9 protein-coding genes are annotated in these 13,426 nt (G+C 33.2%); 5 read left to right on the top strand and 4 right to left on the bottom strand.

The window, feature by feature from the left end; genetic code table 11:
- Positions 1 to 6,556, bottom strand: a 6,556-nt coding sequence (locus tag O9267_RS09445; RefSeq protein ID WP_298178559.1) for a choice-of-anchor L domain-containing protein, incomplete at its 3' end; no start/stop codon positions are given.
- A gap of 119 nt (positions 6,557 to 6,675) precedes the next feature.
- Here O9267_RS09445 and O9267_RS09440 point away from each other — a divergent pair.
- The 5 genes from O9267_RS09440 (at position 6,676) to O9267_RS09420 (ending at position 9,890) form a co-directional block, all read left to right on the top strand.
- A complete protein-coding gene (locus O9267_RS09440) occupies positions 6,676 to 7,575 on the top strand; it encodes a NifU family protein (protein ID WP_298178556.1) in 900 nt (299 codons plus the stop codon).
- A 61-nt stretch (positions 7,576 to 7,636) separates the two neighbouring features.
- Positions 7,637 to 7,837 carry a dodecin family protein gene (locus O9267_RS09435; protein ID WP_298178553.1) on the top strand — a complete coding sequence of 67 codons (201 nt, stop codon included), beginning with the start codon at positions 7,637 to 7,639 and terminating at the stop codon, positions 7,835 to 7,837.
- Between the two features lie 94 nt (positions 7,838 to 7,931).
- A complete protein-coding gene (locus O9267_RS09430) occupies positions 7,932 to 8,309 on the top strand; it encodes a hypothetical protein (protein WP_298178550.1) in 378 nt (125 codons plus the stop codon).
- 94 nt (positions 8,310 to 8,403) lie between these two features.
- A complete protein-coding gene (locus O9267_RS09425; protein WP_298178548.1) occupies positions 8,404 to 9,231 on the top strand; it encodes a mechanosensitive ion channel domain-containing protein in 828 nt (275 codons plus the stop codon).
- Between the two features lie 2 nt (positions 9,232 to 9,233).
- A complete protein-coding gene (locus tag O9267_RS09420; RefSeq protein WP_298178546.1) occupies positions 9,234 to 9,890 on the top strand; it encodes a hypothetical protein in 657 nt (218 codons plus the stop codon).
- Here O9267_RS09420 and tsaB read toward each other — a convergent pair whose 3' ends face one another.
- Genes tsaB through O9267_RS09405 form a run of 3 tightly spaced genes read right to left on the bottom strand, consistent with a single transcriptional unit; the run spans position 9,891 to position 13,350 of the window.
- Positions 9,891 to 10,568 carry a tRNA (adenosine(37)-N6)-threonylcarbamoyltransferase complex dimerization subunit type 1 TsaB gene (gene tsaB, locus O9267_RS09415; protein ID WP_298178567.1) on the bottom strand — a complete coding sequence of 226 codons (678 nt, stop codon included), beginning with the start codon at positions 10,566 to 10,568 and terminating at the stop codon, positions 9,891 to 9,893.
- A 27-nt stretch (positions 10,569 to 10,595) separates the two neighbouring features.
- Positions 10,596 to 11,918: an efflux RND transporter periplasmic adaptor subunit gene (locus O9267_RS09410; RefSeq protein ID WP_298178543.1), complete on the bottom strand. Its 1,323-nt coding sequence runs from the start codon at positions 11,916 to 11,918 to the stop codon at positions 10,596 to 10,598.
- Position 11,919: 1 nt separating this feature from the next.
- The gene (locus O9267_RS09405) at positions 11,920 to 13,350 is read right to left on the bottom strand and encodes a TolC family protein (protein WP_298178541.1); all 1,431 of its coding nucleotides are present in this window, start codon (positions 13,348 to 13,350) and stop codon (positions 11,920 to 11,922) included.
- Positions 13,351 to 13,426: the final 76 nt, after the last annotated feature.

Raw genomic sequence — 13,426 nt, 5'->3', positions numbered from 1 at the left:
TCTTAATATAATACGTTCCACTAGTTGCTATGGCTGTTGGAGTCGCTAACGAGACAGTAGCTGCTGCATCTGTCCAATAGGATAAAGTTCCGCCTCCTGTGTTGCCTGTGATTACAGAACTTGTTGTAATGTTTACCGTTGATGGTGTACAAACAGATGGTGGATTTACTATCGTTAATACTGGTGTTGTATTTATTGTTACAACTACTGGTTTGATATCAACACAACTACCTGTAGTACTCTTAATGTAATACGTTCCACTAGTTGCTATGGCTGTTGGTGTTGCTAACGAGGTAGTTGCCGCTGCATTTGTCCAATATGTCAATGCTCCCAAGTTCGTACTTCCTGCTGTTACTGCTGAAGCTGTAATATCAACCGTGGTTGGGAAACATACCGAAGCTGGATTGGTGATTACTAGCGCTGGTGTTGCAACTACTGTTACAACTACGGGCTCTATATCAAAACAAACTCCATTGGCACTCTTAATATAATACGTTCCACTAGTTGCTATGGCTGCTGGAGTCGCTAACGAGACAGTAGCTGCTGCATCTGTCCAATAGGATAAAGTTCCGCCTCCTGTGTTGCCTGTAATTACAGAACTTGTTGTAATATTCACTGTTGTTGGTGTACAAACTGATGGTTGATTTACTATCTTTAATACTGGTGTTGTATTTATTGTTACAACTACTGGTTTAATATCAACACAACTACCTGTAGTACTCTTAATATAATACGTTCCACTAGTTGCTATGGCTGTTGGAGTTGCTAACGAGCTAGTCGCTGCCGCATTTGTCCAATATGTCAATGCTCCCAAGTTCGTACTTCCTGCTGTTACTACTGAAGCGGTAATATCAACCGTGGTTGGGAAACAAACCGAAGATGGATTGGTGATTACTAGCGCTGGTGGTTGAGTGACATTCAAAGTAATATCTGTATCACATATAAGATTATTTAACGCATCATAAACATTTAAAGTATAAACATATGGAGGAGTTGCTGTAGTTGGAAAAGGAACTGCAGTATTATTCAAAGAAGTTGAAATAACATTCCCATTTAATGACCAAGAATAACTTGCAGCTCCTGGCTCAGGAGTTGCATTCAAACTGAAAGAATCTCCATAACAAATTGGTCCAGGATTAGTAATAACACTACAACTACAAGAAATAATGTTTACAGTTGCTGTTGTGTTATATTCTGGGCAACCACCAGAAGCCAATATTTTATAATTAATTGTATATGTTCCAGCTGTTGCATTTGTCAAATCTAATGCTCCCGTTGTTGAATTAATTAATAATCCAACAGTTGGTGATATTGTATATTCTCCACCAGCTGTCAACGGTGTTAAAGGTGTTGGCAATAGAGAAGTAGTTGAGTTTCTACAAAAACCTGGATCACCTCCATCTTCAGTATATTCAAAAGTTCCACTTGGTGGAGTATTGAAATGCAACAAAAATGATTTTACTGGAGCACATAAACTTCCTGAAAGTGGCTCAATACGCATAAATATTTCTTGCCCTTCTGTTCCGGGAAATGCAGTTGGATTTGGTATTTCAGGGAAACCAAGATTAGCTGTTGCCGCGTCTAAATAGTAAGAAATATAATAATCACTTGGATTTAAAGTTCCTAAAACTACTGGCTCATTTTGTTTTAAATTGAAGTTAGTAGCACTTCCTTGACAAAGCGTTACTGTGTTTGGCTCAAGTAGTGGTATTGGTGTTGGAATTGTAAACTGCAAATCTATGGTATCACTTTGAGCACAACCGGTTGCATAAGTTATTATTACTGTATAAACCCCTGCATCAGTTACTGTTAAATTATAGTTGGTTTCACCAGGTATCAAAACATCATCCTTTTTCCAAGTATAAGTTACATTAGGATTTGGAGCTGATCCTGCTTGAATTACATATGTATTTCCTTCACACAAACTAAAGTTAGTCATACCAGCGTTAAGACCAGTTCCTTCAATTACAGGCTGTCCAAGATTAAAACTCCCTGCGGCAATAAAAACTGTTGAATCAAATGCGGAATCATTATAATCTCCAATAACTAATTTAATATTATAAGCACGATTAGGAATTACGGTTGTAGAAGCTGTTAACAAAACCGTTTGACCTCTCATGTTAATTTCAGAAGCAGCCACATTAGCAGCAGAAGCTGTTTCAGGAGCCCCAAAAGATGTTGATTTATTATATTTCCCAAATAATGTAGGATTTGCATTTGGACAACTACTATTATATTGCTGTTTTCTAATATTTGTTACTGAAACTGGAGTAGTCGTACTTGGAACCACCGCTAAATTAGTTTTCACATTTGTAACTAAATCGGTCAAAATAAAAGCAAAAGCATCTGAAAAACCACATTGATATTCTCCATATTCTTGTGAAGCAAAAAGAAAATCAAAGCTAAAATTATCTTGTGTGGGCACAAAATTAAATTTAACATACGAGGCATCATTAATTGAACCATTATTACCATTTGCAACATTTATATTGCGTAAATCAGTATCTGTAACTCCAGATCCAATAGAAGAAATATTGTTAGGAAATACCGATGTATCCCCTTCATCATATTTTCCTTGTGTTCGCTGAACCTCACCCGATCTAATTAAAATCCCTTCTTTTATAGGAAACTTAGAATTATTTCGATTAAAATAACCAAAACTGACTGCGGGTGAAGAATCAAAAAGAGAAATATTAACACATGGAGAAGCAATCAAAACATCTTTAATAAGATTACTAACTGTATAATTAGTAGAGTTAACAGTTACATAATCAACTCTTGGTGTATCAATATCAATACAGTTTGCACAAAATGGGTTTTGATCAGGTGTAGCGCTTGTTACTGTAACCTTATTTGTTAGATTAACCAAAGATTGACTTGGATTAAGCGGATCTGGTGGACTGTATACAACTGGAACTTTTATAGTTACTAAATAGGTAACAACTTGTCCGACTGCTAAACTTGGAATAACATCTGAAAGTGCACCTGTTCCTATTTTTCCATTGCTACCAGACCAACTCATAGTTGTTATACCAACAGGCAGAGGATCAGAAACAGTAACATTAGAAGCATTACTTGGTCCAGCGTTATATATTGTAATAGTATAAGTTAAATCACTATTTAATAAAAATTGAGATTGTCCATCTGTTTTGGTGGTTTTAATATCAGCAAAAGGACTTGGAGTATCGATATCTACACATTGAGAGCAACTAGAATTTGGATCATTAGTAGTACTCGTTACAAATACTTCATTTACTAAATTTGCAAGCTGATTGTAATCACTTGGAATTGCAACTGATACTATATAAGTAATTGTTTGACCAACTGCTAATGTTGCAATCGTATTATTTAAAAATCCTGAATTAGAAGTTGAATTTCCTGACCAGTTAACCATTGAAGGCAAAATTGCCGAAGAAAAAGCATTTTGAATATTAACATTTGTTGCTACTCCTGGACCATAATTAGTAACACTTACAGTATAACTTCTTGTTTGTCCTGCTGTATATGTAGTGTTTGAATCGGTATTTACAATAACAACATCGGCATCTAAATTGGATAAATCTGAATCTATTGATGTATTGTTAGCTGTATTAGTATCTGGAGTTGAAGTAGTTATTGTTGCTTGACTACTTAAATAACCAGTAAAAGCTAGAGGAACTTGAATAGTAATGGTATAAACAACAGAAGCTCCAGGTGCTAATGAACTTATTGTGTTTGTCAAAGGAACATTGGTTCCTGTTGCGCTATTTCCATTCCAAGAAAATTGGGTTATTCCAGAAGGAATAGGATTATTAACCTGAATGTTTGAAGCAGTGAATGTACCATTATTGGTAACTGTAACCATATAAACGCTTGAACCTCCTGGTGTATAAAAAACTTGATTGTTTGTTGTAACAACTGAAACATCTGTCTGACCTAAAGTATCTGTATCCACACATAATAAACACGATGGATTTGGATCTGTTACTGCACTTGTTGTTACCGCGCCTGCTGTACTGGTTAGATTTCCTGTAAAGCCTACTGGAATTTGAACGGTAATTGTATAGGTTACTGTTTGTCCATTTAATAAAGAGGCGATTGTATTAGTTAATGGTACATTTGTACCACTTGACCCATTGCTACCAACCCAAGAAAATTGAGTAATACCCGCTGGAATTGGATTGCTTACATTTACATTTGTAACATTTTGAGGACCATTATTTGTAACAGTAACCGTATAAATTGTTGTTGACCCTTTTGTGTAAAAGGTTTGACCATTAGTATTAGTCACAACAATATCAGCCCCAACTGCTAGTGTATCTGAATCAATCATTTGATTAGAAGCCAAAATAGTGTCTGTAGCACATGTTACAGTAGCATCACTATCTAAAAGACCTGTAAAAGTTAAAGGTACTTGAATTGTAATTGTATAAACAACCGATTGTCCGTTAAGCAACAAAGGAATCAAATTGCTCAAAGCAACATTTGTTCCACTTGAACCATTGCTTCCTGTCCAAGAAAACTGAGTAATTCCTGCTGGGATTGGATTTGTTACTTGGACATTTAAAGCTTCCGTTGGTCCATTATTTGTTACTGTAACAGTATATACAGATGTCCCTCCTGGAATATAACTATTTTGATTATTAGTATTTGTAATAACAACATCTGATTGTCTCATTGGATCGCTATCAACAACTGGTGTATTAGGAACAGGATCAGCTGTTGCACTTGTTACTGTAGTTGTGCTTGTTAAATTTCCAGTATATGTTAATGGAACTTGAACAGTTATAGTATAAGTCACAGTTGCTCCAATTGCAAGATTAGCTATAGGATTACTTAAAGCAACATTTGTTCCGCTTGAACCATTACTTCCTGTCCAAGAAAACAAGGTTACTCCTGCAGGAATTGGGTTTGCTACTAAAACATTTATAGCATTACTCGGACCATTATTAGTTACTGTAACATTATAAACTACTATACTTCCTGGCACATAAGAATTTTGATTATTAGTGTTTGTTACCAAAAGATCTGCTCCAATGGCTAAAGTATCAGTATCTGTGCTTTGGTTGGAAGCAATGTTAGGATCAGAAGTATTACTTGTTACAACAGCTGTACTAACTAAGTTTCCAGCATAAGTTAAAGGAACAAAAAGTGTAATTGTATACGTAACAGATGAACCACTTTGAAGCGTTTGGATAACATCATTCAAAGCTACATTTGTCCCACTCGAACCGTTACTTCCAGTCCATGAAAACTGTGTAATTCCAGCAGGAATTGCATTAATCACATGTACATAGTTAGCTGTTGCGGGACCATTATTAGTTACTATAACAGTATAAACAGAATTCGCTCCTTTGAAGTAAACATTTTTATTATCTGTATTGGTAATAACAATATCTGCTAAGGATGTCAAAACGGGTGTGTCCACATCAATACACTGAGTGCATCCTGGATTTGGATCACTTGTACTACTTGTAACAACAGCCTCAGTTGTTAAGTTTCCTGTATAAGTACTTGGAACTTGTAATGTAATTGTATAAACAACACTTGCTCCATTAGCTAATGAAAATAAAGTGTCATTTAATGGTACGTTTGTTCCTGTAGAACCATTAGTTCCTGTCCATGAAAATTGTGTTATCCCATTTGGAATTGCATTTGAAACTAGAACATTTGTCGCAGCCATTGGTCCATTATTATGAACCGTCAAAGTATATGTTTTCGTAGAACCTTGTGTGTAAGTTGTTGAACCGTCAGTATTTGTAACAACTATATCAGCTCCAGTTGGCAATGTATCCACATCTATACAATTAGTACAAGAAGGATCAATATCGTTTGTAGTACTAGTAGTGGATACCTGACTTGTCAAATTACCTGTATAACCTAATGGTATTTGTAAGGTAATAGTATAAACTACCTCCTGACCGACAATTAAAGACGGTATTGTATTTTGCAATGCCACATTAGTTCCACTTGAACCATTACTTCCACTCCATGAAAACTGAGTAATTCCACTCGGAATATTATTTGTAACTTGAATATTATTGGCAGTTAATGGTCCATTATTTTTAACCTTTACTGTATATATTGACTGTGTTCCAGGGGTGTAAACCGTTTGATTATTTGTATTAGTTACAACAATATCAGCACCTGTAGCTACAGTATCTGTATCAGTACATCCATTACAAATCGGAAAAGGATCAACATTAGTTCCCGAAATAACTGTTTGCATCACCAAACTTCCTGAGTAAAACACCGGAACATCCAATTTTATAAAGAAAGTTACCACATCTCCAACAGCCATTGTAGGTATTGTATAATTTAATGGACTATTGAAAATGGTGAAACCAGTGTCGGGCCTCACCCAGTTAAACGTTGTTATTCCTATCGGAATTGCATTTGTAACAATTACATTTGTAGCAGCTGCAGGTCCCATGTTTATTACAGTTACTGAATATGTTTTTGTTGTTCCCGTTACATAATAATTTGTATTATCAGTTGTTACAACTTGTATATCAGTTTGCCCATAACTAAAGACAGAAAAAATAAAAAATAATAAAAAAAGTAAACTTCTTTTCATGTTTAAAATTGTTTAATTAACCGCCAAAAAAAGCTGATTATGTTAATTATTGTTTAATTGCCCAAATATAAACAATCACTTAAAATAACTTTGTTAAATTTGCAGAAAATTAAATCAAAATGATAAAAATCAATATAAAAAGCACTCAAAACCCTACAATCATTAAGTTTGAATTTCCTGATTTCATTACTGAAAATCAAAATTTTGAATTTAAAAATATAGATGAAGCTAAAAATTCTCCTTTAGCACAGCAATTATTTTATTTGCCATTTGTAAAAACGGTTTATATTTCAGGTAATTTTATAGCTATAGAACGTTTTAGTATCGTTGAATGGGAAGATGTGCAAGATGCAGTAGCCGAACAAATAGAAGATTATATAAACAAAGGCGGAAAAATTGTAATTGTTGATGAAAATGCTCCCAAAAAACAACCTGTTACTGTTTATGGCGAAACAACTCCAAATCCAGCTACATTAAAATTTGTTGCCAATAAACTCATCACAAAAACAGCGGTTGAATTTAAAAATATTGACGAAACGGCTCCTTCTCCACTTGCAAAAGAATTGTTCGGATTTGCTTACGTTAAAGAAATTTTTATTGACGAAAATTATATTTCAATAACCAAATATGACTTGTATGATTGGAATGATATCACACTTGAACTTCGCTCTTTTATAAAACTTTATATTGAAAACGGTGGTACTGTTTTGAATGAAGATTATGTTGCTCAAAATCCAAAAGCTGAAAAACAACAGATAACAAACTTTGACTCGTTAGACACAACATCACAACAAATCATTAATATTCTCGAAGAATATGTAAAACCAGCTGTTCAAGCCGATGGAGGAAATATTCTTTTTGATTCTTATGATGAAACTGAAAAAAGAGTAAAAGTTGTGCTTCAAGGCGCATGTAATGGCTGCCCATCGTCAACTTTTACATTAAAAAGCGGTATTGAAAATATGTTGAAAGACATGCTTAACGATAAAGATATTATAGTTGAAGCAATTAATGGATAATTTTATTTTTTTTATTTTAAAAATAGCTAACTTTACAGTTATTAATTTAAATAAATTTACCATGTCAATACTAAAAGTAATTGAAGTACTTTCTAGTTCAACAACTAGTTGGGAAGATGCAACACAAAAAGCGGTTGAAAAAGCATCCAAATCTGTTAAGCATATTCGTTCGGTTTATGTTCAAGAGCAAAGTGCTCAAGTAAAAGATGGAAAAGTAACTGAATATAGAGTTAACCTAAAGTTGACCTTTGAAATTGAATAAGTTTAAAATTGTAAATTTTTAATAACAAAAAACAAATTAACATATTCAAAATTAATCGTATAATTGCACTTTAATTTTAAAAAACACAAAAATTATGGGAATAGGAAGTTTTATCAAAGGATTATTCGGAAAAGCAAATATTGATGTTGATGCAATTGCTGACAAAGCTGAAAATATGGCGTCAGACGCAATCGCTCAAGCAAAAGAAGCTGCTGCTCCATTAATGGACAAAGTGGAAGATTATGCAGAAATTGCTAAAGAAAAAGTAAGCGAGTACGTACCTGCTGCTGGTGAAGCTATTGAAAATGCTATTGAAACAGTAAAAGAAAAAGCTGGAGAATTTGCTGACAAAGCAGAAGAAATGGCAAATTCAGCTGTTGAAACAGTAAAAGAAAAAGTAGAATCATTTACTGATTCAGCAGAAGAAAAAGTAGCTGATGCAGCTGATAATGTTGAAAAAGCAGCCGACTAATTTGTGAAATAAAATTAGTATTTTTGCCCAAAATCATCAAACCTTCCTTATTAATAGGAAGGTTTTTTTATAAACACCTTTTTCAAACAAAATTATGGAACTAAAAAACGAAATATCAACTTTTGAAAGCTATAAAGATTCTTTTATCAAACTTCTTTTAGACTATTCGCCTAAGTTACTAGCTGCAATATTATTGCTTATTGTCGGAATCTGGGCCATTAGAATTATAGTGAAAGTTGCAAGAAAAATAATGTTTAAAAGAGAAATCGAGCCAACACTAGTTGAGTTTTTAACAGATATTATTTTTTGGGGATTACGAGTTGTACTGTTCATTGCGGTAATTTCTAAACTTGGAGTTGAATCGTCATCATTTGTGGCTATTTTGGGAGCTGCTGGTTTGGCAGTTGGACTTTCATTGCAAGGTTCATTATCAAATTTTGCTGGCGGAATGCTTATTATTTTGTTCAAACCATTCAAGCTTGGTGATGTTATTGAAGCACAAGGTGTTTCTGGAGAAGTTGTTGATATTCAAATATTCGTTACACAATTGGTAACACCAAATAATCAGATGATTTTTGTTCCAAATGGCGCTTTGTCTAATGGTACGATTATTAACTATTCTAAATTACATAACAGAAGAACCGATTTGAATATCTCTCTAAGCTACACAACTGATATTAAAAAGGCAAAAGATATAATTGAAACTATATTCCAATCCGAACCAAAAATCCTTACTGAACCCAAGCCAACGGTAATTGTAAAAGAGTTAACTGATCAAGCAATAAAAATAGGCATAAGAGCTTGGTCGAAGAACGAAGATTTTCCTTATGTTTGTAGTTATATTCTTGAAAGTGCTAAAGCTGATTTGGACAAAGCAGGAATTGAAATTAAACCAGTTATTGTTGAAACAAATAAATTGTAAATATGAAGAATTTTAAAATAGTATTGTTTGTTGTTTTAGTTGTTCAATTGAATTCATATGCGCAGTTGCCTGTAAAAACTAGTAAATATAATAGTAATTTGAAAACCAAGATAGTTGGTTCACCTTATACTCAAAAAATGTTTTCCCAAGCAAAAGTTGGAACAGTTGAGCAAAAAAACTTCGTGCGATATAATGTTTTCAATGATGAGTTTGAATTTATTTCGGCACAAAAAGACACTTTAATTTTAGATAAAATTGAAGATTTTGGAACAATTGTTTTCACCGAAACAAATAAGAAATACCAGCTCACAACTTATACAAATTCTAAAAACAAACTTTTTTATGGTTATGTAATTAATCTAAAGGAACTAAATGGTTTTATACTTTTCAAAAAAGAAAATATAACCTTTATGGAAGAAAAAATAGCAAAAACAAGTTTAGAAGTAAACATGCCAGCTAAGTTTGTGAAAAGCGGAGATACTTTTTTTCTAAAAAATAAAGAAAAAGGAACATCTGAATTTCCTGAAAACAAAAAAGGATTACTCAAACTTTTTCCTGATAAAAAAGAAGCAATCGAAACTTTCTTAAAAGAAAATAAAATAGATTTTGATTCAGAAAGTGATTTGATTAAAATTATAGATTTTATAGCTACTTTCTAACTATTTCTTAGAAGTTGTAATCAAAAAATCTTTCAAATAAAAAGGTTCAAAATAAGCAACATCTTCAAAATCTTTGTTCAAGAATTTTTGAAACGAAATAGTACTCATGTCTTTTGCAGATGGATAAACAATTTCATCTAAAAAAATAAAATTTGAATTAGTTAAAACTGCTTTAGCTTTTTCAGAAGAATCACCAACAAAATAAACGGTTTCTTCTATTGAAGTAAACGAATTTTCATCGATAATTTGTGCTTCAATTTCTCTTACTTTTTCTAATTTGTTGTTGAAAATCGCACTGTAAACTTCCATTCTACGAGCATCAATCATTGGTACAATCAAATCGTTTTCTTTTGCATTTGAAACTGCTTGTGATGCTAAAACAGCCAATGTATCAACCGAAATAAGCGGAATATCAAGTGCATAACAAAATCCTTTTGCAGCAGAAACGCCAATACGCAAACCAGTATATGAACCTGGACCTTTACTAACAGCAATTGCTTGCAAATCTTTAAGTTGAATCGAGCTTTCATTGCAAATTTCTTCAATAAAAACATGCAATTTTTCGGCATGTGAATAGCCTAATTCTGAAATCTCTTTGCAAATAATAGTTTCTCCGTTTTTGGCAAGTGCTACCGAACAGTTTTTAGTAGCAGTTTCTATATTTAAAATGTACAAAATATATTTTTTTAAAAAGTAATTAAAAAATTAGTTTACCGTAATTTGAACACCGCTCTTTTTCTCTTCTGATTTTCCACCCGAAACTACTACTTTATCTCCGGAGTTTAAATCCTTGGAAACGGTTGTGTAAGGTCCAATAATTACAACATCTCCTTTTTTCAATCCGCTAGTAATTTCTATATTAGTATCGTCTTGAATTCCTGTTTTTACGATTCTTATTTTGGCTTTATCACCTACTTTTACAAATACACATTCGTATTTTTTATCGCTTTTTGGTGTAACTTTAGCTGCTTCATCATCGGCTGGCATATCCATTTCGACTTTCTTAACAGCAGCTGTATCTGATTTTATCACAACTGAACTAATAGGAACTCCAATAACTTTCTCTTTACGTTTAGTAATAATATCAACGGTTGCGGTCATTCCAGGTCTAAATGGCGAGTAAGTATCAGGTTTGCCAACTAGTAAATCTTGATAGGATTCTTTCAAAATTCTAACTTTTACTTTGAAATTTGTAACCTGATCAGAAGTTAAAGCTGTACTTGCTGAGTTAGAAATACTTGTAACAATTCCTTTAAATTCTTTTTTTAAATAGGCATCAACTTCTACTTTAGCTTCATCACCAACGCTAATTTTTACAATATCATTTTCGTTAACATCAACTTCGACTTCCATATTATTTAGGTTAGCAACACGAAGAATTTCTGTTCCAGTCATTTGTTGCGTTCCCAAAACTCTTTCGCCCAATTCCACATTCAACATCGAAATGGTTCCATCTGCTGGCGCATAAATTGTTGTTCTTCCAAGATTGTCTTTAGCTTCATTTACAGTTGCAGAAGCACTCTGAACATTATAATAAGCTGATTGTTTTGAAGCTTGTGCCGTTTCAAATGTAGAAACCGCTCTATCCCATTCCGATTTTGAAATAATTCCTTTTTCAAAAAGGGTTTTGTTTCTTTCATAATTAGCTTTAGCTTCTTTAAAAGTAGCATCTGCTTGACTCAAACCAGCTTTTGTTTGCGATAATCCTGCAACCGTTCTATTGTAACCAGAAGTATATAAATCGGGATTTATTTTTACTAACAAATCACCTTTTTTTACAACTTGACCTTCTTTTACTGGCAAAGCAATAATTTCTCCTGAAACTTCCGATGAAATTTTAACTTCAATTTCTGGTTGAATTTTTCCAGTAGCAGAAACGGTTTCAACTATGGTGATTTCGTCTGCTTTTGAAATTTCCACTTCAGTACCTTTATCCTTATTTCCGATAATTCCGGCTTTAGAAAGTCCTAATAAAACAGCTATTAAAACTACAGCTCCAACGATGAAATAAATTACTTTTTTTGACATCTTATTGTTTTTTTGTTAATGGTAGACCAAAATAAAACTCTACTATTTTGGTTCTAAATATATAATCATATTTGGTTCTCAAAACTTCCGATTGTGCATTAGCATACAACAATTGTGCTTGATTGTAGTCTAAAGCATTCATCATTCCAACTGCATATCTTTCTTTGGCATAATTAAAGGCTAATTCTCTAGCTTCCAATGTTACAATAGCTGATTGCATCGTGTTGTACGCACCTTTTGCATCGGTAACAGCTGTATAAACTGCTCTTTCCAAATCTAATTCGGTTTGCGATAAATTAATTTTGGAACGTTCTAACGCAACTTTGCTTCTTTCAACATTGTTTTTTGTAGCAAATCCGCTAAATATTGGAACTCGCAATTGCAATCCAAAATTATGCCCTTTGTTATCACTCAATTGATCAAAAAATGGTAACGGATTTCCCAAAACGGTTTTATAATTTGGCTGTAAAACTACTTGATTTGTTCCATCAACAAAACCGATTGGTGAACTTGGATTAGCAGTATCTTCGGTAAATCCAACAACCCTATCGGAATAACCTACTCTTGAACTTAAGCTATAAAATCCTTCCAAAGTTGGTTGATAAGCACCTTTTGAAATTTTTATGTCTTTTTCGGCTATATCAACATTTGTTCTAGCAATTTTTAGTTCGTTTCTGTTTTCTCTTGCTTTTTGCAAAATTGCTTCTGGTGTTTGCATCATTACTTCGCTTACCAAAGCTGGATAGTTTTCATCTTCAATATCAAAAGTTTGAAACTCTTTTAATTGAAGTAATTGAGCCAAACTCAATTTTGAAATCAACAACTGATTTTCTGCCACAACAATACGTTGCTCATCGGCAGCTATGGTTGCTTTACTTTCAAACAAATCGCCTCTAGGCAATGAACCAGCTTCAACTAATGCTTCTGTTCGCACTAGTAATTTTTGGTCATTTGCTAATTGAGTTTTTAGCACATTTAAATTTTCTTTATTGAAAAGAATTTGCAAAAAAGCATTAGCAACATTTAACGAAACATCGTCTTTCATTTTAGAAAGTTGGTATTGTGCCGCAATTATTGAAAGATTGGCTCTTCGAAGACGATTTTGATTTTGTAAACCGTTATAAATGGTAATACCAGCATTTAATCCAGTAGAAGTAAATTGTGTAGTTTGATTTTCGAGTAAACCTGTTGTGATGTTTTGATTCAAACCAATATTCCAAGAATGTGAAGCGCTGGCATTAACCGATGGTAAAAAATTTCCAAAAGCGCTACTTTTTTCAATAGCTGCAGATTTCGAATCTAAATCGGAAAGTTTGATAGAAATATTATTTTCTAGAGCATAATTTACGCATTCTTCGAGTGTCCATTTTTTGTTTTGCGCTTGAGAAGTCAAAACAAAAAATAAAGCGATTATAAAACTAGTTTTTTTCATAAACATTCCAATCAGAATTAAGCAAAGGTAACGCACAAATTTAATTTTTGTATGGTTACAAATAGTAATTTTAACA

Source organism: Flavobacterium sp., from assembly GCF_027531705.1.
Taxonomy (GTDB): domain Bacteria; phylum Bacteroidota; class Bacteroidia; order Flavobacteriales; family Flavobacteriaceae; genus Flavobacterium.
Note: the sequence above shows the minus strand (reverse complement) of the source record. Positions and strands in the feature narration are given on the sequence as shown.